Raw genomic sequence first — 20,463 nt, 5'->3', positions numbered from 1 at the left:
GGGGCCACAAGGAGTTCCCATGTCCCGCTCTGTTCCTGCCCGTGGCGCATGGCTCGCCTGGGGTTGCCTGCTGGTGGCCATCATCGCCGAAGTGGTCGGCACCTCGTTCATGGCCTACGCCGCCCGTACCGGTGTTGCGTCCGGCTATCTGGTGATGGCCGCCGCACTGGCGCTGTCGTACTACTTTCTGGCGTTGTCGGTGCGGCATATTGCCGTTGGCGTGGCCTATGCGGTGTGGGAAGGTCTGGGCCTGACCCTGCTGACCCTCGTCGGCGTGCTGGTGTTCGCCGAGCACCTGTCGCTGCAGCAGGTGGCTGGCCTGGCGCTGGCGGTGCTGGGCATCGTCTGCGTCACGCTCGGGGAGGCGCACGCATGAACGCCATGGCAGTGTTCTTCGTGGTCTGTTCGGCCTTGATCGATGTGGCCGCGAACATGATGGTGGCCAGGTCCGAAGGATTCCGCAGGCCGGGCTGGGGAATCGCGGCCATCGTGCTGGTATGGATCGCCTTCGCACTGCTGGGCCAGGCGGTACGCCACATGGATCTGGCCACGGCCTATGCCTTGTGGGGTGCCATCGGCGTGATCGGCACCGCGACCTGTGGGCGTGTGCTGTTCGGCCAGCGCCTGCGGCCGATCGGGTGGCTGGGCATCGCGCTGGTCACGGCCGCCGTGCTGCTGCTGAGCACGGCATGATCGTCCGCTGCCCGGAGCGGCCGGTGCAATCAGGCTAGAATTCCAGCGCTGCCATGGAAGGGCCGTGGCCTGTGGAAAAGGATCGCCATGATCAAAGTGCTGCTGGTGGAAGACGACCTGAAACTGGCGGGCCTGGTGGCCCGCTATCTGGAACCGCACGGCTATGCGGTGCAGTGCGTGCACGATGGCGATGCCGCCTGCGCTGCCGTACAGGCCAGCCAGCCCGATGTGGTGGTGCTGGACCTGATGCTGCCGGGCCGCGATGGCCTGCAGGTGTGCCGCGACCTGCGTGCGTTCTGCAACGTGCCGGTGCTGATGCTGACCGCGCGCGACAGTTCACTGGACCACGTGCTGGGGTTGGAATCGGGCGCGGATGATTACGTGATCAAGCCGGTCGAGCCGCCGGTGCTGCTCGCGCGCCTGCGCGCGCTGCTGCGGCGGCCGGCACAGGCCGCACCGGCCGGCCAGCGCCTGCAGTTCGATCGCCTGCGCATCTGCCGGCGCAGCCGCGAAGTGGAGCTGGACGGGCGCCGCCTGGACCTGACCACCGGTGAATTCGAGATGTTGTGGACCCTGGCCAGCCGCAGCGGTGAAGTGCTCAGCCGCGATGATCTGCTCAACAGCGTGCGCGGCATCGATTTCGATGGCCTGGACCGCAGCGTGGACATGTGCGTGAGCAAGCTGCGCCGCAAGCTGGAGGATGATCCGCGCGACCCGGCGCGGATCAAGACCGTGCGCGGCCAGGGTTACCTGTTCGTGCCTGCCGGCGCCTGACGTGCTGCGCTTCTTCCTGCGCCTGCTGCTGTTGTGCACGGTGGGCTTCGCGCTGGGCCTGTGGCTGGTGCCGCTGCTGCTGCAGGGGCGCTTCGATGAGCGCAACGACGTGTATTACCAGGAGGCGGTGCGCGGCCAGGTACACATGCTCGAAGAGCGCTTGGCCGGGCTTGATGCGGCGGGGCGCGCGGCGGAACTGGCCCGCCTGCAGCCACACTTCGGGCTGGGCCTGGCCCTGCTGGCGCAGGCCGACGTTGCGCCGGCCCCGGCCGATGCCCGCCAGTTGCAGCGCTTCGGTTTCCTGTCGCGCGATGAGCAGGAGCATTTCCTGCTGCCGCTGCCCGCCCATGGGCAGACACCGGCGCAGTGGCTGCAGGTCAGCCTGCCCGAAGGCATGATGATCGATGCCTGGACCTGGACCCAGGCCGCGCTGGTGCTGCTGCTGGCGGTCGGGGTGAGCCTGCTGCTCTGGGTATGGCCGACCTGGCGCGACCTGCAGCGGCTGCGCGTGGTCAGCCGGCGCATGGGCGAGGGCGACCTGCAGGCACGCGCGCAGATTTCCGCGCGCTCCAGCGTGGCCTCGCTGGCCCGGCAGTTCAACCAGATGGGCGAACGCATCGCGGCCCTGGTCGCGCGCCAGCGCGAGCTGACCAACGACGTATCGCACGAGCTGCGCACGCCGATCGCACGGCTGTCCTTCGAACTGGACCTGCTGGATGCCGAGCCCGATCCTGTGGCACGGCGGCAGCTGGTGCTGGACATGCGCGAGGACCTGCGCGGGCTGGATGCACTGGTGGGCGAGCTGTTGCTGGAGGCGCGGCTGGAACATGCCGGGCGCGCGCTGCCCCAGGAACGCATCGACGCTGCACCCTGGCTGGACGAACAGGTGCAGGCATTGCTGCGCGATGCCGAGCCGGCGGGTATCCGCTGCCGACGGGCAGACGCCGCACCGGCGCAGGTGCAGCTGCATCCGCACTACATGGCACGGGCGGTGTCCAACCTGCTGCGCAATGCACTGGCGCACGCACGCTCGGTCGTGCAGCTGGACCTGCAGCAGCGCGGTGCGCAGTGGGAACTGCGTGTCTGTGACGATGGCCCCGGCATCGCCGCCGCTGACCGCGAGCGTGTGTTCGCGCCTTTCACCCGCCTGGACCAGAGCCGCCAGCGCGGCACCGGCGGTGTCGGTCTGGGCCTGTCGATGGTGGCGCGCATCGCCGCCTGCCATGGTGGCCAGGCCGTGGTCGAGGACAGTCCACTGGGCGGTGCCAGTTTTGTCATCCGCTGGCCGGTAACACACTGACATTCGCTTACACAGGCACGACCGGGCGTGGAGGAACGCGCCCGGCCTGCTGCCTAACGTAGTGCACGGCGGCACGGGTTCTTCCGTGCGCCGCAGGCGCCTGCCGCGCTTGCCTTCCTGACCCCGACCGATGCCTGCACGGCTGCGCACCTGCGCGGCGCGGCGGCGTGCGGTCGCCTGCCTGGAGTGTTCCCGTGCCTGCATCCCGCAAGTTCCTGCGTGGTTTCCGTTCGTCCGTTGCCTGCCTGCTGCTGCCGGCATTGCTGCACCTTCCCACTGCACTGGCCAGCGAGCGTCCCGCCGTGGCGGTACAGGCAGGCGAGGGGCTGGGCGACTACCGGCGGGCCTCGCTGCTGTGGCAGAGCGCACCGCAGTGGCACTGGCAGGGCAGCAGCGGGCAGCGTGTGGACCTGACGCTGGAACTGGGGCTGGCGCGCTGGCAGGGCAACGATGAACAGCATCAGCACGCCTGGCAGGCCAACGCCATTCCGCTGTTCCGTTGGCACCTGCACCCACGCGTATTCGTCGAAGCGGGCGTGGGAGCGACGGTGTTCGACCGGACCCGCGTCGGCGGCCGCCGCATCAGCACGGCCTGGCAGTTCGGCGACCACCTCGGGGTGGGCATGCGCGTGGACGACCGGCAGCGCGTGTCGCTGCGCTGGTCGCACTACTCCAATGCCAGCATCAAGCGGCCCAATCCGGGGCTGGATGTCATCCAGCTGACCTGGGCCGTGGCCTACTGAGCCGGCCCGGCCGGGTTTGTCACGATTGGTTACATAAGCCCAACAGGATTGCCCAATCCCTGCCACCGCAGGCGCGTAGCCTTGCTTCCATGCCGGAAGTGCTGCGCGAGCGCCGTCTGCCGGCAGCTGTCGTTCCACCCGCCAGACGTTCCCGGACCACAGGCGCTGTGCCTGCCGGCAGGAGTTGCAAGACATGGCCGAACCCCTTCACCTTGCCGACGGACGCGTCTGGCTAAAGCAGCACGATGGACTGCGCCGGCGGGTATTGCTCGGCACGCTGGGCCTGACGGCCCGTGCATTGCGGGTGCCGTGCCTGCGCCCGCCACCGCGCCTGTCGGCGCTGCAGGCCCGCGACGTGGAACTGCGGCGCCTGCTGGAACTGGCCGAACGCGGTATTCCGGTCCCGCGCGTGCTGGGCCACAGCGATTCGGCCCTGCTGCTGGAAGATGGCGGCCCCAGCCTGGCCCACTGCCTGCGCAACGCCGATGACCACAAGGCCGAAGCGCTGCTGCGCCAGGCCGCGCGCCAGCTGCTGCGCGCGCACCGCGCCGGTTGCTGCATCGGCCAGCCGGTGGCGCGCAACATCACCGTGGCCCAGGATGGCCAGCTGCGCTTCATCGACCTGGAAGACGATCCGCTGCAGGTGATGGACCTGGCACAGGCACAGGCCCGTGACTGGCTGCTGTTCATCAGTGGCAGCATCCGCCATGCGCCCCTGCCGGTAGGGGCCTATGTCGCAGTGATCGGCCACTGCCTGCGGCAGGCGACGCCGGAAGTGCAGCAGCAGCTGCGCGAGGCCGTCTCGCGCCTGCGCTACCTGCCGGCGTTGTGCAGGCTGGGCGGGCACCGTGCGCAGGGGGTCGGGCGCAGCGTGCAGGTGCTGCGCCGCGCGTTGGCCTGACGGCAGCGTCCGGGGGCGCTGCCGCCAGGCGGGAGGGCGGAGGCCGGGTTGCATCGCATGTCGTCCTGCTTTCTCGTCGCAGGGCGGGGTGACTGCAGCTGGCCTCCGCCACGTCCCGTGCGGGCACGCCGGCGCGCGCGTGATACCACGACGCGCACGTACCGGGGCCGCTGCCGGCATCCGGCTTTCATCCGCTGTGCACCGCAGCATCGCCACACTCCATCGGCTGAATCCCAGATCGACCCGGAGAAAGGCCGCCCATGGAAGCACTGGAGCCTCATTCCTCACCGGTGCGGACCCTGCGGCCCGTGTTCGCCTTCGCGGCGATCGTGGTGGTGGCGTTCGCCGTTTTCGTCAGCCTGTACCCCATCGGTGCAGGCACCCTGCTCAACCAGACACAGAGCTGGGCGTCGGCCAACGTGGGCTGGTACTACCTGCTGGCGATGACCCTGTACCTGGTGTTCGTGGTGGTGGCCGCGCTGTCGCCGTATGGCAGCATCAAGCTGGGCGCCGACCATGACGAGCCGGAATTCAGTTACCTCTCCTGGGCCGGCATGCTGTTCGCCGCCGGCATCAGCATCACGCTGTTCTTCTTCTGCGTGTCCGAACCGCTGACCCATTACCTGCAACCGCCGCAGGGGGCGGCTGCCGATGGTGAAGCCGGTGCGCGCCAGGCCATGCAGTTGCTGTTCCTGCACTGGGGCCTGCATGGCTGGGGCGTGTTCGCGCTGGCAGCCATGGCGATGGCCTATTTCGCCTACCGGCACAACCTGCCGCTGGCACTGCGCTCGGCGCTGTACCCGCTCATCGGCAACCGCATCAACGGCCCGATCGGCTACACGGTGGATGCACTGGGCATCGTCGCCACGGTGTTCGGCCTCGGCGCGGACATGGGCTTTGGCGTGCTGCACCTCAACGCCGGCCTGTCGCACCTGTTCGATGTGCCGCATACCCACGGCGTGCAGGTCGCGCTGATCGCCACGATGATGGGCGCGGCCATCGTGGTGGCGGTGTCCGGGGTGGAAAAGGGCGTGCGCTGGATGTCCAACATCAACATGCTGCTGGCCATCGCGCTGGTGCTGTTCATGCTGTTCGCCGGTCCCACGCAGTACCTGCTGGGCACGCTGATGCAGAATGCCGGCGACTACCTGGGCAGCGTGGTCGGCAAGAGTTTCGATGTCTATGCCTACGGCGGCCGCCCGGAATGGATGGGCAGCTGGACGGTGTTCTACTGGGCCTGGTGGATCGGCTGGGCACCGTTCGTGGGGTTGTTCATCGCCCGCATCTCGCGCGGCCGCACCATCCGCCAGTTCGTGTTCGGCGTGCTGCTGATCCCGCTGGGCTTCACCCTGGCGTGGCTGTCGATCTTCGGCAACAGCGCACTGGACCAGGTGCTGCACCACGGCCAGCAGCAGCTGGCGCAGCTGGCCATCGACGATCCGCCGACCGTGCTGTACGCGCTGCTGGACAGTTACCCGTGGAGCCGCACGGTGATCGCGGTGACGGTGTTCATCAGCTTCATCTTCTTCGTCACCTCGGCCGATTCCGGTGCGGTGGTGCTGTCCACGCTGTCATCGCACGGCGGTGCGCCCGAAGACGACGGCCCGCGCTGGCTGCGCGTGTTCTGGGGCACGGTGACGGCGGTGGTCACCGCCGGCCTGCTGCTGGCCGGCAGCATGGATGCGCTGAAATCGGCGGTGGTGCTGGCCTCGCTGCCGTTCTCGGCGGTGCTGCTGATGATGGCCTGGGGCCTGCGCAAGGCCTTCGCCGACGAGGCGCACCGGCGGCGCGCGCTGCAGTACCGGCCCACGCCGCTGGTCGGGGCCAGCCGCCATCACCAGGGCTGGCGCCAGCGCCTGGGGCAGGCCGTGCATTTCCCGCTGCGTGACGAGGTGTACCGCTTCATGGACAGCCACGTGCGGCCGGCAATGGACGCCGTGGCGACCCAGCTGCGCGAGCAGGGCTGGGAGGTACAGGAGCAGCTGGAGGCCGGTGACATGTCGCTGTCGGTGAACCACGGCGAACAGCAGGATTTCCTGTATCGCGTGCTGCTGACCGGCTACCGCGTGCCCTCGTTCGCCTCGCACAACGTGCGCAATCAGCGGTATTACCGCGCCGAAGTCCATCTGTTCGAGGGCAGCCAGGATTACGACCTGGTGGGTTTCAGCAGGGAGCAGATCATCAATGACATCATCGGCCAGTACGAACGGCACCTGCAGTTCCTGCACCTGAGCCGGTGAGGGGGCAGCGGGGCGATGGAGGTTCCATCGCCCCGTGCGGATCAGAACCGGTAGCGTGCGCCCAGCGAGACGAACTGCCCGCGCAGGTTGTACTGGGTGATGTCGAAGCCGTTGGATCCGCCGGCCGGGTCGAACGGCGGGTCCTTGTCGGCCAGGTTCAGCACCGACAGCGACAGCGTGGTGTTCGGCAACCCGTTCCAGGCCACGTACAGGTCCAGCTGCTGGTACGCCTTCACCCGCGAATCCAGCCCCGGGTTGCTGGTGGCCGTGGCCACGCGCTGGTCGTAGCCGCTGATGTACTGCAGGCTCAGCGAGCTGGTCCAGTCGCCCACCTCCCAGGTCAGCGAGGTGGTGCCGCGGGTGCTCGGCAGCGCGCCCAGGCGGTTGTTGCCGGCGCCGTCGTAGGGGGCCTGGCCGGCCACCAAGGGCTGCTTGTAGTCCAGCAGGTGGGTCCAGCTGCCGGCCACGGTGAAGCTGCCCAGGCGATCGGTGCGGAAGCGGCGGCTGGCTTCCAGGTCCAGGCCGGAGGTCGTCAGCTCGCCCTGGTTGCTGTACTGGTTGGTGATGAACTGGATGCGGCCCTGCGCGTCACGCTGCACGCGGTTGGGGAACTGGCCCGGGTTGTTGACGATGAACTGCGCGTTGTCCGGCTGGATCAGGTTGTCCTGTTCGATGCGGTACCAGTCCAGGCCGATGCTGGTGTCACCATCGGGCGACCACACCGCACCCAGGTTGTAGTTGCGCGAACGCTCCGCGCGCAGGTCCGGGTTGCCGGTGCGGATGTTGGTCACACCACGGCTGCCGCCCGGCTGCAGCGGATCGTAGGGGTCGACCACCGTGCCGTAGCTGACGGTCTGGCCCGGTGCGATTTCCGGCAGTGACGGTGCGCGGAAGCCACGCGAGAACGAGCCGCGCAGCAGCAGGCTGTCCAGCGGCTGCCAGCGCAGCGCCACCTTGGGCGAGAACGCATTGCCGAAATCATCGTAATGGTCGCCACGGCCGGCCAGCTGCAGTTCCAGCGTGCGGTGCAGCGGAATGCTGAACTCCGCGTACGCGGCGCTGACCTGGCGCTCGCCGTTGACCACGTTGATGGCCGGGCGCAGCTCGGTGCCCGACAGCACCTGTGCACTGGTGCGCGCGTCGAGCGATTCGCGGCGCACTTCAGCGCCCCAGGCGAAGCCGATCGCCCCGGCCGGCAGGTTCCACAACCGGGTGGAGGCCTTGAACGAAGCCTGGCTCAGGCGGTACCAGCCCGGGCGCTTGGTCTGCAGGCGCAGCGCGTCCAGCGCCTGCGGGGTCTTGGACGGGTCGAGGATGTCCAGGCTGCCATCGGCCAACGCCTGCTGGAACGCGTAGCGGTTGACGAAGTTGTCCACGTACTCGCGCTGTGCGCTTTCCGAGGCCAGTGCGGCCAGTTCCCAGTCCCAGCGTTCGCCTTGCCCGCGCACGCCGGCCAGGGCGCGGTAGAACACCTGGGTGTTGTCCTTCAGGCGCGGGCCGAGCGCGAACAGCGAGGTCTCGAACGGCAGTGGCGTGGTGCCGGGATTGTACGGATTGCCCACCGGCAGCACCGCCGGGATGTCCACCAGGGTGCCGGTGGCGGCGTTGTAGGCGCGCAGGCCCGGCCCGACGGTCAGCGGTGCGCTGAAGATCTGGTCGGCCTTGTTGTGCGCATACAGCACATCGGCGAAGGCTTCGACGTGCTCATTGAAGCGGTAGGTCGCGCTCAGCGAGGCCTGCAGGCGTTCGGCACCGGGCTGCAGCGTCTTGAACGGCTGCGCGTTGAAGGCGCAGGCCTGGCCGGGCAGGGTGCTGCCGAAATCGCTGTAGGGGCGCAGCTGGCTGCCGTCCGGGCACGGCGAGAACGGCTGCGGTGCGCGCGGGTTGCCCAGCCAGTTGCCGCCGGCGGTGTTCCAGCCGGCCAGGCGGCCGCCGGGCTTGTCGCGGAAATCGCCGCTGCGGGTGAAGGCGCGCTCGTCCGCATCCAGCCGGTCGCGCTTGAGCACGTCCAGGCCGAACAGCACGTTCCAGCCATCACGGTCGACATCCCCGAAGCCGGCCAGCAGGTTGGCCTTGCGTTCGTTCAGTCCGCCCTGCGTGGCGGTGCCCAGGCCGCCACCGACCTCCACGCCCTGGAAGTTGCGGCGCAGGATGATGTTGACCACGCCGGCGATCGCATCGGAACCGTACACCGCCGAGGCGCCATCCTTGAGCACTTCGATGCGGTCCACGGCACTGATCGGCAGCGCGTTGAGATCGACGAAGGTGTCCTGGGTGTTCAGCGCGAAACCGAAGTTGGATACACGGTAGCCGTTGACCAGCACCAGGGTGTTCTTCGGTGACAGGCCACGCAGGCCGATCGAGGCCGAACCGGCGGCGAAGCTGCCGGTGTACTGCTCGTCATAGCTGTTGCCGGCGTTGGCCGACAGGCTGCGCAGCACGTCGGTGAGGGTCGACTTGCCGCTCAGTTCGATCTGCTCGCGGGTCAGCACCTGCACCGGATTGGGGCCGGCGGTGTCGCTGCGCTTGATGTTCGAGCCGGTCACCAGCACCGCGCCGAGCGTGGTGCTGTCCTTGCCGGCATCGGCGGTGGGGGAGGTTTCAGCGGCAGCAGGGCCGGCCGCCAGGCCCAGCGCGACGGCGCTGGCCAGAAGGGTGGTGCGGAACATGGAAACGCCAGTGGGTGGAGGAGCCCGCAGTACCGCATGGGGGCTCATGATGCAGCCAATGACGAATACGCATTCAGTTATGTATCACAGGTTCTTAACGAATCCGGGACCGAGTCCGGTAGCGCCAGGCCACGCCGGGCTGCAGTGCGGGCAACGCTTCTTACACCCGCAACAGCACCTTGCCATCGCGCCCACCGCGCTGGGCGGCCGCGGCGGCCTCGGCCACCTGGTCCAGCGGAAACACCGCGTCCACCGGTAGCCGCAGTTCACCCGATGCGGCGCGCTGCAGCAGTTCACCGACCAGCCGGCGCTTGTCCTCCACCGCCATGGCCGTGCTGACCTTGCTGCCCCAGAACCCCTTCACCGTGGCTTCCTTGTAGATCAGCCCGCCGGCGGGGATGTGCATCGGCTGCCCGCTCATCACGCCGAAGGACACCAGCGTGCCGTGGTGGCCGAGCAGCTCGACCAGATCACCGCTGGCGTCTCCGCCGATGGAATCCACGGCGGCGGCCGCCAGGCCTTCGCCCAGCGTGGCCTGCACCTGTGCCTTCCAGCCGTCGCTGGCGGTGACGAACACGTGCTCGATACCCAGTGCCCGCAGCTGCGCAGCGGCGTCTTCGCTGCGGACCAGGTTGGCCACCTTGATGCCGCGCGCAGTGGCCAGCATCGCCAGCGACTTGCCGACCGCACCGTTGGCGGTGTTCTGCACGATCCACTGGCCGGGCCGGGCCTGCAGGAACTCCAGCAGCATCAGCGCGCTCAACGGCATGGCCACCAGCTGTGCGGCCGTTTCATCGGCAATGCCGTCCGGCATCGGGATCACCATGCGCGCCGGTGCGACGAAGGCCTCGGCCCAGGTACCGTGCACCGAGGCGGCCACCACGCGCTGGCCCGGCTGGACATGGGCAACGCCTTCGCCGACGGCGTCGACCGTGCCCAGGGCCTCGCTGCCCCCGATGGCGGGCAGGGTGGGCTTGTAGCCATACAGGCCGCGGATGGTCAGCAGATCGTGGTTGTGGATGGGGGCCAGCACCGTGCGGATGCGGACCTCGCCCGGCCCGGGAACGGGCTGGGGGGCCTGTGCGGTGTCCAGCACCGTGGCAGGGTCGCCGAAACGGCTGTAAAGCGCTGCACGCATAGGGGGAAATCCACGCAGTAAAAGGAACAGACAGGGTAGGGGCGGAGGCGTTGCCGACAAGGGGTGGCGCATGCAACACGGCATCCTGCGACCTATCGTCGCGATGGCGAGAAATACCGCATGTTGTGTTGACGCGCCGCGCAATCCACCCTATGTTGGGGCTGTCACTCCCGGTCAGCCGCCGCCGCCGGACGATGCTGCAAACGTCCCGCGGCCCGCCCCTGAAGGCTTGCCGTGTCGACGCGGCCGCCAGCGCGCGGACCCAGGTCGCCCCCACGGACCGGATACCGGCCGCAGGCGCGAGGCAGATGCCGACGACCTTCGTTCCCGCGCCCTGGCATGAAACCCCGACCACCCCGTGCGCCGGTATCACGCAGGGGGCTGCCAAGGCTGCGGCGTCATCGTGCGCGCGCACCTGGAGATGCATGACCATGACCGACAGTACCTTCCGCGTGGCCACCCCGGCCGGCGCAGCCGATGACGTGCGCCCGGCGGGCGAACGCGTGGCCACCTGGATCACCAAGGAAGCGGGCAACCGCCGCCTGCCGTTCAATGCCGCGCGCCTGCAGCGCACCATCGATGCGATCCAGGCCGAGTTTCCACAGCTGGACGTCGCCGATTACCGGCATGCGGTGCAGGCAATGGTGGAACGCAAGCCCAGCATCAGCGCGGACGACCTGGTGGATCTGCTGATCCGCGAAGCCGAATCGCGCGTGGACCTGGTCGCGCCCGAATGGGAGCAGTTTGCCGCGCGGCTGTACCTGCGCCGGCTGTACAAGCGCGCCAGCCGCAACCGTTTCTACGATGGAAGCCTGAAGTACGGCTCCTATGTGGGTCTGCAGGAGAGCCTGGCCGACCGTGGGGTGTACAGCAATGACATCCTGCGCTGCTATTCCAAGGAGGAACTGCAGCAGGCCGGTGCGATGATCGACCCGGAGCGCGACCGCCTGTTCGCCTACAACGGCCTGTACCTGCTGGCCACCCGGTACCTGGCGACCGATGGCAGCCGCGATGTGTTCGAGCTGCCGCAGGAGCGCTGGCTGACCATCGCCCTGTACCTGATGCAGAACGAAGGCGGGGTGGGGGAACGCGGTCGTGCACGGCGCATGCAGCTGGTGGGCGAGGCGTACTGGGCACTGTCGAACCTGTACATGACCGTGGCCACGCCGACGCTGGCCAACGCCGGCAAGGTGGGCGGGCAGCTGTCGAGCTGCTTCATCGACACGGTGGACGACAGCCTGCAGGGCATCTATGACTCCAATACGGACATCGCCCGCGTGTCCAAGCATGGGGGGGGCGTCGGGGCCTATCTGGGCTACGTGCGCAGCAGCGGCGCACCGATCCGTGGCGTGCCCAATTCATCCGGCGGCGTGGTGCCGTGGATCAAGCAGCTCAACAACACCGCGGTGTCGGTGGACCAGCTCGGCCAGCGCAAGGGTGCGGTGGCGGTGTACCTGGACATCTGGCACCGCGACATCGAAGCCTTCCTCGACCTGCGCCTGAACAATGGTGACCAGCGCCTGCGCGCGCATGATGTGTTCACCTCGGTATGCGTGCCGGACCTGTTCATGGAAGCGGTGGAGCGCCGCGCCGACTGGTACCTGTTCGATCCGCACGAGGTGAAGCAGGCCAAGGGCTGGTACCTGCAGGATTTCCATGACGAGAAGCGTGGATCGGGCAGCTTCCGCGACCGCTACGCCGAGCTGGTGGCCGATGAGCGCATCAGCCGCCGCACGGTCAAGGCGATTGACCTGTTCAAGCGGATCATGGTCAGCCAGCTGGAGACCGGCAACCCGTTCCTGTTCTACCGCGATGAAGTAAACCGGAAGAACCCGAACAAGCACGCGGGCATGGTCTATTCCAGCAACCTGTGCACTGAGATCCTGCAGAACATGAGCCCGACGCGGATGATCCAGGAGATCGTCAGCGGCGACCAGATCGTCACCACCCGCCGCGCCGGCGATTTCGTGGTGTGCAACCTGTCCTCGATCAACCTGGGCCGCGCCATCGCCGCCCCGGACGATCTGCTGGCGGCCGATGTGCTGGAACGGCTGATCCCGATCCAGGTGCGCATGCTCGACAACGTGATCGACCTCAATGCGTTGCCGGTACCGCAGGCGACCATCACCAACCGCAAGTACCGTGCGATCGGCCTGGGTACGTTCGGCTGGCACCACCTGCTGGCGCAGCAGCGCGTGCAGTGGGATTCCCCGGATGCCGAGCTGCTGGCCGACCGCCTGTACGAACGCATCAATTTCCTGACCATCCAGGCCAGCGCGCAGCTGGCCCGGGAGAAGGGCAGCTACCCGATGTTCGCGGGCAGCGACTGGCACAGCGGTGCCTACTTCCGTGACCGCGATTACCACGGCCAGGCCTGGGAAGCCCTGGCACAGCAGGTAGCGGCCCACGGCCTGCGCAATGGCTGGCTGCTGGCGGTGGCGCCGAACATGAGCACGGCCCAGATTGCCGGGTCCACGGCATCCATCGATCCGATCTACAGCGCGTTCTACTACGAGGAAAAGAAGGACTTCCGGCGCCCGGTCGCCGCCCCGGGCCTGTCGCTGGACACCTGGCCGTACTACGAGAAGGGCGCCTACCGGGTGGACCAGTTCGCCAGCGTGCGGCAGAACGCGCGGCGGCAGCGCCATGTCGACCAGTCGATCAGCTTCAACCTGTACGTGCCCAGCACCATCCGTGCCAGCACGTTGCTGGAGCTGCACCTGACGGCCTGGCGCGAAGGCCTGAAGACCACCTACTACGTGCGCTCCAACGACATCGACATCAGCGAATGCGAGTGGTGCGCCAGCTGATCGGCACCTGTACCGCACGGCAGCGCCGGGCCATGCCCGGCGAGCGTACCGCGCGGCCTCCGCACAATCCGCCGGGCACGGACCGGCGCCATCCATCCACAGGACATACCATGGCAACGCCGCTGGACCGCATCAAGATCCTGGAACCCCGCCACCCCAACCGCAGTACCGGCATCATCAACGGTCGCACCAGCGGCATCCTGAACTGGAACGACATCCCTTACCCCTCGTTCTATCGCGCCTACAAGGAGCTGTCGACCAACTTCTGGATTCCCGACGAAGTGGACATGAAGGCCGACGCGCGCCAGTACGGCGAGCTGGATGCACGGGAAAAGAACGCCTACGATTCGATCATCGGGCTGCTGGCCACGCTGGATTCACCGCAGACCCGCTTCATCTACAACGTGGCCGAGTACATCACCGACCCGGCCGCGCACGCCAACGCGGCGATCATCGGCCAGCAGGAGGTGATCCACAACGAGAGCTACAGCTACGTGCTGGCCTCGATCACCGACCTGCCCAACCAGAACCGCATCTTCGAAATCGCCCGCACGCACCCGACCATCCTCAAGCGCAATGCGCCGATCATGGCGTCCTATGATGATTTCCTGCGCGAGAAGACCGCCGAGACGCTGCTGAAATCGCTCATCCAGTCCTCGATCCTGGAAGGCATCAACTTCTATTCGGGCTTCGCCTACTTCTACAACCTGGTGCGGCAGAACCGCATGACCGGAACCGGCAAGATCATCAGTTTCATCAACCGCGACGAGCTGGCCCACACCAAGTTCATCAGCGAAGTGATCCGCGCCATCGTCGGCGAAAACCCGGAACTGCAGACCCACGAGCTGACCGACTACGTGCACGGCGCGTTCCAGCATGCGATCGAGCTGGAGACCCAGTGGTCATCCGAGGTGCTGGACGGCATCGATGGCATCGACGTGGACGAGATGGTGCGCTACGTGAAGTACCGCGCCAACAAGATGGCCGGCATGCTCGGCATCGAGCGCCTGTACAGCGACACCACCGACAACGTGATGCCGTGGATCAAGGCCTATGCGGACAACTTCACCGAGACCAAGACCGACTTCTTCGAGATGCGCAATGCCAGCTACAAGAAGACCAATGTCGACAACGGTTTCGACGATCTGTGAGGCCGGCCCGCGATTGCAGATCCTGATCGTGGTTGCCTCGCTCAGTGGCAACACCCGCGAGCTGGCGCGGCAGGTGGCGGCACGCTGTCGCGCGGCCGGGCACATTGTGCACTGGCAGGAAGCGGATGACCTGCGCCAGCCGCCGCCGCTGCCGCTCGATCAGGCCGACCTGGTGCTGCTGGGCAGCTGGACCGACAACGCCGGGCGCACGCCCTCGGAGATGAAGGCCTGGGTAGCCACGGCGACCGCGCACGGGCAGCAGCCAGGGCAGGTGGCGGTGTTCGGCACCGGGGAAACCCAGTGGGGGGCCGAGTACTACTGTGGTGCCGTGCATCGGCTGCGGCGCTTCTTCCACAGCGACTACCCCCCGCTGGAAATCGAACAGATGCCGCATGGCCCGCGCCATGCCGAGGCCATCATCGCCTGGACCGATGCGGTCCTGGCCCATTACCGGAGCACGACCCATGCAGATCATCGACGCCACCACGCCTGAGCAGTACCGGCAACTGCTGGCCGAGCACCCGCGGGTGCTGGTGGATTTCCACAAGGACCAGTGTCCGGGCTGCCGGATGCTGGAGATGTCGTTGCAGCGCGTCGGCGCCCGCGGCATCGGGCAGGGCATGACCCTGTTGCGGGTGCAGCTGGAAGTGGTGGGCGAAGCTTTCTTCCGTGACCTGGGCCTGCGCCAGACCCCGACCCTGGCGTTGTTCCGTGACGGCGACGAGCGCACACGGTTGGCCGGGTTCCAGTCCCCGGCGCAGATCGAAGCGGCGATCACGCAGTTCCTCGCCTGATGCACCCTGCAGCCAGGCATGGCCTGGCTCTACCCGGGTTCCGCGTCGTGCGTGGAATGCACGCGCCGTTGTGAATCCACGCCATGCGTGGAATGCACATGCCGTTGTGGATCGACACCATGTGTGGAATGCGCATGCCGTTGTGAATCCACGCCATGCGTGGAATGCACATGCCGTTTTGGATCCACGCCATGTGTGGAATGCACATGCCGTTGTGAATCCACGCCATGCGTGGAATGCGCATGCCGTTGTAGATCCACGCCATGTGTGGAATGCACATGCCGTTTTGGATCCACGCCATGCGTGGAATGCACATGCCGTTTTGGATCCATGCCATGCGTGGAATGCGCATGCCGTTGTAGATCCACGCCATGCGTGGATGAACCGCCAACGAACTCAACCGCCGGTGAAGGTATCCACCAGCAGCTTCACATTCAGCGCCACGATCACCAGCGCGATCACCCAGGCGGCACGGCCCAGCCAGCGCGGTGCCACCAGCGCGCCCATCGTGACCTTGTCGGTGACGATGCGTACCAGCGGAATGATCGCGAACGGCAGCTGCATCGACAGCACCACCTGGCTCAGCACCAGCAGCTTCACCGCGCCCTGGTCGCCGAACAGCACGATCACCACGACCACCGGGATGATGGCCAGGGCACGGGTGATCAGCCGGCGCAGCCAGGGCGGCAGCCGCAACTGCAGGAAACCTTCCATCACGATCTGCCCGGCCAGGGTGGCCGTGACCGTGGAGTTCAGGCCCGAGGCCAGCAGTGCGATGGCGAACAGCGTTGCCGCCGCGCCCACGCCCAGCATCGGTGCCAGCAGCTGGTGGGCCTGCTCGATGTCTTCCACGTCGAAGCGGCCGTTGGCATGGAACACCGCCGCCGCCAGGATCAGGATGCTGGCGTTGATGAACAGCGCCAGGGTCAGGGCGATGGTGCTGTCGGTCACCGCCCAGCGCAGGGCACTGCGGCGGCCTGCATCGGTGCGCGGGTAGGCGCGGGTCTGCACGATGGACGAGTGCAGGTACAGGTTGTGCGGCATCACGGTGGCACCGATGATGCCGATGGCGATGTACAGCGCATGCGGATCGGTCACCACCTGGGCGCGCGGGATGAAACCGCCCAGCACTTCCATCACCGGTGGCGCGGCCAGTGCGATCTGCACCACGAAGCAGCCGAAGATGATGACCAGCAGCGCGATCACGAAGGCTTCCAGCGCACGGAAGCCACGGTTCATCAGCAGCAGCACCAGCAGCGTGTCCAGTGCGGTGATGACCGCGCCCCACAGCAGGGGCAGGTCGAACAGCAGCTTCAGTGCGATGGCGGTGCCGATCACCTCGGCCAGGTCGCAGGCGATGATCGCCGCTTCGCACAGCGCCCACAGCGCCAGGTTCACCGGCCGGGGGTAGCGCGCGCGGCAGGCCTGGGCCAGGTCCAGGCCGGTGGCGATACCCAGCCGTGCTGACAGCGCCTGCAGGATCACGGCCATCAGGTTGGACACCAGGATGACCGACAGCAGCAGGTAGCCGAACCGTGAACCACCGGCCAGGTCGGTAGCCCAGTTGCCCGGGTCCATGTAGCCCACCGACACCATGTAGCCCGGGCCGAGGAAGGCCAGCAGGCGGAACCACCAGTGCCCCTTGTCGGGAACGGCCACCGAGGCGTTCAGCGCCCCCAGGCTGGCGGGCGTGGGGGCGGAAGGGTCAGGGGGCGCCAGGGTGCTCATGGGGCCTAATATAGCTCTTGCTAATTCCCATAGCCAGGTAAAACAATCGTCTTTATCGGCGTGGTGGTCCAGAATTCAGGCTTCATTTCCCGACATGATCGGCACAGACAGGCAGGCGCGTGGTTACACCGGACGAATCGACATCGCCCAAAGGCACCCCCTTGATCGAGGCCGAGCGCCAGGTCGAGAGCTTCCGGCAGGTCCGTGAAGCCCACCGCATGGAGCTGGTGGAGGACTACGTCGAGCTGATTTCGGACCTGCTGGCCGATGGCGGCGAGGCCCGCCAGGTCGACATCGCCACCCGCCTGGGCGTGGCCCAGCCGACCGTGGCCAAGATGCTGCGCCGGCTGGCCCGTGACGGCTGGGTGGTGCAGCGCCCCTACCGTGGCGTGTTCCTGACCCCCGAAGGCGAGGCCCTGGCCCATGCCAGCCGCCAGCGCCACCAGACGGTGGAGCGCTTCCTGCTGGCCCTGGGCGTGGACCCGGACACCGCACGGCGTGACGCCGAGGGCATCGAGCATCACGTGAGCGAACAGACCCTGGCGTTGTTCGAGGCGTTCGTGCGCAAGGCCGAGGGCGGCGAGGCCGGTTGACCGGGCTGTGCCCGTTGTCGCCGGGAAGGCCGCATCCCCGCATGGCGTGGATCTATGGGGGCGTCGCCGCGCAGCGTGCGCCTTCCTGCGCGCAGGCCCGCTTCCACCATTCTTTCAATACCGGTTGCAGGCCGTCATAGCGGCGGCCGTGCCAGCCGTTGGCCAGCACGTTGCCCTGCGCATCGATCAGCACCAGGTTCGGCGGCGCCGGCCCGGCCAGTGCCTGCAGTTGCGGCATGCGCGCCGCACGGCGTGGGTCCAGTACCGGCCAGGGCATCTGCTGCTGGTGCATGTAACGACGCAGCGCGGCTTCGCTTTCGTCCTGGCTGATGTAGACCACTTCGGTATCGGCACCGGCCTCGCGCAGGGCGTCGCGTAGCGCGCGCAGGGTCGGCATGAAGGCATGGCAGGGCCCGCACCAGTTGGCGCCGACATACAGTGCCAGCAGGCGCGGCGGGCGCGGCCACTGCATCGGTTCGAGCGTGCGTTCCGCCGGCTGCATCAGCGAGGCCGACACCTGCGCGTGCAGGGTGTCGGCCGCCGATGCCGGCATGGTCAGCAGCAGGGCCAGTGCCAGCAGCCACTCAGAACGCATAGCGCAGGTTCACGTACCACGAGCGCGCGAAGCGTGGCCCGTAGACGTAGTCGCTGTCACGCAGCGCGCCCACTTCCAGATCCTGCTGGCGCTGGTCGAACAGGTTCTTGACCCCGGCCGAGACGGCCACTTCCTGCTGCGCATCCGCCCCCAGGTGGTGATGCCAGCGGGCGCCAAGGTCGGTCACCCAGAACGTGCGCGTGGCATGCAGCTCACCCAGGCGATTGTTCAGCACCTGCATGCGGCCGGTGTGGCGCACAGCCAGGAAGGCCTCCCAGGCATCGACCGGCAGCCAGGTCAGCTGGGCCAGGCCGGTCCAGCGCGGGGTCTTCAGGTAATCGCGGCTTTCGATCACGGTGCTGCCGCCATCGCCGGTGTCATCGAAGAGGCGCTGCGGTTCGCGGAAGCGCGAGCGGTACCACGATGCACCGGCGGTCATGCGCCACTGCGGCGAAGGCTGCCAGCCCAGGTTGGTTTCCATGCCCAGCACGTTCGAGCCCGAGGCGTTGTAGCGTTGCTGGCTCAACTGCCCGTCATCGCCGCGCTGGATTTCGCCCAGTGCGAAGGTGTCGCGGATGCGCGCGTAGGACGCGGTGGCATCCCAACTCCACACCGGATTGGCCGGGTCCGAGCGCCAGTCGAAGCCGAACAGCGTGGTCAGCGCCCGCTCCTCCTTCAGGCCGGGCCGGTTGCGTACGCGGATCTGCTCGCCGCCCAGCGTATCGACGTGCACGTCCTCGACGAAGATTTCCGGCGCGCGGAAGCCTGTGGAGATGCCGGCGCGCCACTTCAGCCGCGGCGTGGCCTGCCAGGCGGCGGCAATGCGCGGGGAGAACACCGCGTTGTCCAGTTCCGAACTCTTGTCCACGCGCGCGCCCAGCACCAGGTCGACATCCTCGCGCAGCGCCCATTCGTCCTGCACGAAGGCACCAAGGTTGCGGAAGCGGGCGTCTTCGAGGAGGGCCAGGCGCTGGCCGTTGCCGGTGCGGTTGTCATCGCGCAGCGCCTCGTGCTTGTACTGCACGCCGAACGCCAGCGCATGCGCGCCCAGACGCCAGTTCAACTGGCTGTCCAGGTACTGCAGCGGGTTGGTGGTGCGGCCGTACTGGCGCCAGGAGCGTGAGGCCGCGCTGCCGGGCACGTCGTGGTCGAGCTGGGCGGGGTCGTAGCCGGGCGCACGCGGGTCGGTCACCACGTCGCCGAGGCCGCCATAGAAGCTGTCGCGGTCGATGTCGGCGAAGGCATAGGCCAGGCGGAAATCGGCAGTGGCGCTGATTTCCTGGTCCCAGGAAAGGCTGCCACGGCGGTAGGTGGTGTCCAGCGATTCGGCGATGTTGGCCAGGTACTCGGGCTGGTCCAGGCGGTTGCCGCCGCGGCGGGTTTCATCGGTGACCTGCAGGTCCAGGCGCAGGCGCGTGCCCGGGTTCGGTGCGTACCACGCCTGCAGGCCCCCCACCTTCAGGTTCTTGCGGGTGATTTCGGTATAGCCGTCGCCGTTGTAGTCGATGCCATCGTTCCAGTTGCGCTGGGCGACGACCGACAGGCCGGCATCGGCGTTGCGTGCGACCAGGTCCACGCGCGCATCGACGTTCTTCTGCGGCGTGCCCTTGAGCACATCCACGCCGGCCTGCACATGGCCACCGCTGCGCGCCGGCAGCGGCGGGATCAGGTTGATGACTCCGGCGACGGCACCGGGACCGTACAGCGCCGAGCCGCCGCCCTTGACCACCTCGATGCGGTCGACGAAGCCGGCTGGGATCTGTTCCAGGCCATACACGCTGCCCAGCGTGGACAGCAGTGGAATGCCATCGAACAGCAGCTGGTTGTACGCGCCGGGCAGGCCCAGCAGCTGCACTTCGCTGGTGTTGCAGTTCTGGCAGTTGCTTTCCACGCGCAGGCCGTTGATCAGTTCGGCCGCGCGCGAGAAGTCGGTGGCCGCACGCAGCGCGATGTCCTGCTGGCGCAGCACTTCGGTGCGGATCGGCACATCCGACAGCAGGCGCTCGGTACGGGTGGCGGTGGTCACCTTGACCTGCACCCGGTCGAGTTCGGTAGGCGAGGGCGGTGCAGCCAGGGCGGGCAGCGGCAGCAGGGTGGCAACGGCCAGGCCCAGGGCAAGCGGGTGGCGGGGAACAGCGGGTAGGGTCGGCATGAAGGCGTCGTCCGTGGGAGGGGCGCTGGCGAGGGCGGCCTGGCGGGCGGGAAAGGGGAGGTGCGGGTGATGATATAGCAATTGCTATATCAATAAGCCGACGCATCAAATGCGGCGGCAGTGTCATTCGCCAGTAGTGTTATAACATTACATTAAGCGCGTACGGCCGTGCCGGAAGTCAG

The 20,463-nt window shown here is 67.6% G+C and carries 18 protein-coding genes; 12 read left to right on the top strand and 6 right to left on the bottom strand.

Going from position 1 to position 20,463, the window contains the following annotated elements; all coding sequences use genetic code 11:
* The first annotated feature begins 19 nt into the window (after positions 1–19).
* From Q9R17_RS20250 to betT, 7 genes are all read left to right on the top strand, one after another.
* A complete protein-coding gene (locus tag Q9R17_RS20250; RefSeq protein WP_308156374.1) occupies positions 20–376 on the top strand; it encodes an SMR family transporter in 357 nt (118 codons plus the stop codon).
* Positions 373–693, top strand: coding sequence for a multidrug efflux SMR transporter (locus Q9R17_RS20245; protein WP_308156373.1), 321 nt, complete (start codon positions 373–375; stop codon positions 691–693). The genes Q9R17_RS20250 and Q9R17_RS20245 overlap by 4 nt, the downstream gene beginning before the upstream one ends.
* 87 nt (positions 694–780) lie before the next feature.
* On the top strand, positions 781–1,467 hold the full coding sequence (locus Q9R17_RS20240) for a winged helix-turn-helix domain-containing protein (protein WP_308156372.1): 687 nt from the start codon (positions 781–783) through the stop codon (positions 1,465–1,467).
* Position 1,468: 1 nt separating this feature from the next.
* Complete coding sequence (locus Q9R17_RS20235; protein ID WP_308156371.1) at positions 1,469–2,767, top strand: ATP-binding protein; 1,299 nt, start codon at positions 1,469–1,471, stop codon at positions 2,765–2,767.
* 194 nt (positions 2,768–2,961) lie between these two features.
* Entirely contained in the window at positions 2,962–3,510 is a 549-nt protein-coding gene (locus Q9R17_RS20230) for an acyloxyacyl hydrolase (RefSeq protein ID WP_308156370.1), read from the top strand.
* 193 nt (positions 3,511–3,703) lie between these two features.
* Positions 3,704–4,411, top strand: coding sequence for a serine/threonine protein phosphatase (locus tag Q9R17_RS20225; protein WP_308156369.1), 708 nt, complete (start codon positions 3,704–3,706; stop codon positions 4,409–4,411).
* A gap of 260 nt (positions 4,412–4,671) precedes the next feature.
* Positions 4,672–6,651 carry a choline BCCT transporter BetT gene (gene betT, locus Q9R17_RS20220; RefSeq protein WP_308156368.1) on the top strand — a complete coding sequence of 660 codons (1,980 nt, stop codon included), beginning with the start codon at positions 4,672–4,674 and terminating at the stop codon, positions 6,649–6,651.
* Positions 6,652–6,692: 41 nt separating this feature from the next.
* On the opposite strand, the gene Q9R17_RS20215 is transcribed toward betT, so the two are convergent.
* Both Q9R17_RS20215 and Q9R17_RS20210 read right to left on the bottom strand, forming a co-directional pair.
* Positions 6,693–9,320 carry a TonB-dependent receptor gene (locus tag Q9R17_RS20215; protein WP_308156367.1) on the bottom strand — a complete coding sequence of 876 codons (2,628 nt, stop codon included), beginning with the start codon at positions 9,318–9,320 and terminating at the stop codon, positions 6,693–6,695.
* 160 nt (positions 9,321–9,480) lie between these two features.
* Entirely contained in the window at positions 9,481–10,458 is a 978-nt protein-coding gene (locus Q9R17_RS20210) for a zinc-binding dehydrogenase (protein ID WP_308156366.1), read from the bottom strand.
* 431 nt (positions 10,459–10,889) lie between these two features.
* Here Q9R17_RS20210 and Q9R17_RS20205 point away from each other — a divergent pair, with 431 nt between their 5' ends.
* The 4 genes from Q9R17_RS20205 (at position 10,890) to Q9R17_RS20190 (ending at position 15,213) form a co-directional block, all read left to right on the top strand.
* Positions 10,890–13,268 (top strand): ribonucleoside-diphosphate reductase subunit alpha, encoded by a 2,379-nt coding sequence (locus tag Q9R17_RS20205; protein ID WP_308156365.1) that lies wholly within the window; start codon positions 10,890–10,892, stop codon positions 13,266–13,268.
* Between the two features lie 110 nt (positions 13,269–13,378).
* Positions 13,379–14,419, top strand: coding sequence for a ribonucleotide-diphosphate reductase subunit beta (locus Q9R17_RS20200; RefSeq protein ID WP_308156364.1), 1,041 nt, complete (start codon positions 13,379–13,381; stop codon positions 14,417–14,419).
* 13 nt (positions 14,420–14,432) lie between these two features.
* Positions 14,433–14,912 (top strand): flavodoxin, encoded by a 480-nt coding sequence (locus Q9R17_RS20195; RefSeq protein ID WP_308156363.1) that lies wholly within the window; start codon positions 14,433–14,435, stop codon positions 14,910–14,912.
* Positions 14,884–15,213, top strand: coding sequence for a thioredoxin family protein (locus Q9R17_RS20190; protein ID WP_308156362.1), 330 nt, complete (start codon positions 14,884–14,886; stop codon positions 15,211–15,213). The genes Q9R17_RS20195 and Q9R17_RS20190 overlap by 29 nt, the downstream gene beginning before the upstream one ends.
* Here Q9R17_RS20190 and Q9R17_RS20185 read toward each other — a convergent pair.
* Both Q9R17_RS20185 and Q9R17_RS20180 read right to left on the bottom strand, forming a co-directional pair.
* Positions 15,194–15,586 carry a hypothetical protein gene (locus Q9R17_RS20185; RefSeq protein ID WP_308156361.1) on the bottom strand — a complete coding sequence of 131 codons (393 nt, stop codon included), beginning with the start codon at positions 15,584–15,586 and terminating at the stop codon, positions 15,194–15,196. The genes Q9R17_RS20190 and Q9R17_RS20185 overlap by 20 nt on opposite strands.
* 23 nt (positions 15,587–15,609) lie before the next feature.
* Positions 15,610–16,941, bottom strand: a complete 1,332-nt coding sequence (locus Q9R17_RS20180) for an Nramp family divalent metal transporter (RefSeq protein WP_308156360.1) — start codon at positions 16,939–16,941, stop codon at positions 15,610–15,612.
* 119 nt (positions 16,942–17,060) lie between these two features.
* On the opposite strand from Q9R17_RS20180, the gene mntR reads away from it, so the two are divergent.
* Positions 17,061–17,534 carry a manganese-binding transcriptional regulator MntR gene (gene mntR / locus Q9R17_RS20175; RefSeq protein ID WP_308156359.1) on the top strand — a complete coding sequence of 158 codons (474 nt, stop codon included), beginning with the start codon at positions 17,061–17,063 and terminating at the stop codon, positions 17,532–17,534.
* Between the two features lie 52 nt (positions 17,535–17,586).
* Here mntR and Q9R17_RS20170 read toward each other — a convergent pair whose 3' ends face one another.
* Both Q9R17_RS20170 and Q9R17_RS20165 read right to left on the bottom strand, forming a co-directional pair.
* Positions 17,587–18,129, bottom strand: coding sequence for a thioredoxin-like domain-containing protein (locus Q9R17_RS20170; protein ID WP_308156358.1), 543 nt, complete (start codon positions 18,127–18,129; stop codon positions 17,587–17,589).
* On the bottom strand, positions 18,119–20,281 hold the full coding sequence (locus Q9R17_RS20165) for a TonB-dependent receptor (RefSeq protein ID WP_308156357.1): 2,163 nt from the start codon (positions 20,279–20,281) through the stop codon (positions 18,119–18,121). The genes Q9R17_RS20170 and Q9R17_RS20165 overlap by 11 nt, the downstream gene beginning before the upstream one ends.
* Between the last annotated feature and the right edge of the window lie 182 nt (positions 20,282–20,463).

This window comes from Stenotrophomonas sp. 24(2023) (genome assembly GCF_030913365.1).
In the GTDB taxonomy this organism is placed as follows: domain Bacteria; phylum Pseudomonadota; class Gammaproteobacteria; order Xanthomonadales; family Xanthomonadaceae; genus Stenotrophomonas.
This window is presented reverse-complemented; position numbering and strand designations above follow the sequence as displayed.

Bases quoted from the DNA above. Each gene is read 5' to 3' on its own strand.
- Q9R17_RS20240 (WP_308156372.1), top strand. From the start codon at position 781: ATGATCAAAGTGCTGCTGGTGGAAGACGACCTGAAACTGGCGGGCCTG.
- Q9R17_RS20245 (WP_308156373.1), top strand. From the start codon at position 373: ATGAACGCCATGGCAGTGTTCTTCGTGGTCTGTTCGGCCTTGATCGAT.
- Q9R17_RS20165 (WP_308156357.1), bottom strand. From the start codon at position 20,281: ATGCCGACCCTACCCGCTGTTCCCCGCCACCCGCTTGCCCTGGGCCTG.
- Q9R17_RS20215 (WP_308156367.1), bottom strand. From the start codon at position 9,320: ATGTTCCGCACCACCCTTCTGGCCAGCGCCGTCGCGCTGGGCCTGGCG.
- Q9R17_RS20250 (WP_308156374.1), top strand. From the start codon at position 20: ATGTCCCGCTCTGTTCCTGCCCGTGGCGCATGGCTCGCCTGGGGTTGC.
- Q9R17_RS20170 (WP_308156358.1), bottom strand. From the start codon at position 18,129: ATGCGTTCTGAGTGGCTGCTGGCACTGGCCCTGCTGCTGACCATGCCG.
- Q9R17_RS20185 (WP_308156361.1), bottom strand. From the start codon at position 15,586: ATGGCGTGGATCTACAACGGCATGCGCATTCCACGCATGGCATGGATC.
- betT (WP_308156368.1), top strand. From the start codon at position 4,672: ATGGAAGCACTGGAGCCTCATTCCTCACCGGTGCGGACCCTGCGGCCC.
- Q9R17_RS20190 (WP_308156362.1), top strand. From the start codon at position 14,884: ATGCAGATCATCGACGCCACCACGCCTGAGCAGTACCGGCAACTGCTG.
- Q9R17_RS20200 (WP_308156364.1), top strand. From the start codon at position 13,379: ATGGCAACGCCGCTGGACCGCATCAAGATCCTGGAACCCCGCCACCCC.
- Q9R17_RS20180 (WP_308156360.1), bottom strand. From the start codon at position 16,941: ATGAGCACCCTGGCGCCCCCTGACCCTTCCGCCCCCACGCCCGCCAGC.
- Q9R17_RS20210 (WP_308156366.1), bottom strand. From the start codon at position 10,458: ATGCGTGCAGCGCTTTACAGCCGTTTCGGCGACCCTGCCACGGTGCTG.
- Q9R17_RS20205 (WP_308156365.1), top strand. From the start codon at position 10,890: ATGACCGACAGTACCTTCCGCGTGGCCACCCCGGCCGGCGCAGCCGAT.
- Q9R17_RS20225 (WP_308156369.1), top strand. From the start codon at position 3,704: ATGGCCGAACCCCTTCACCTTGCCGACGGACGCGTCTGGCTAAAGCAG.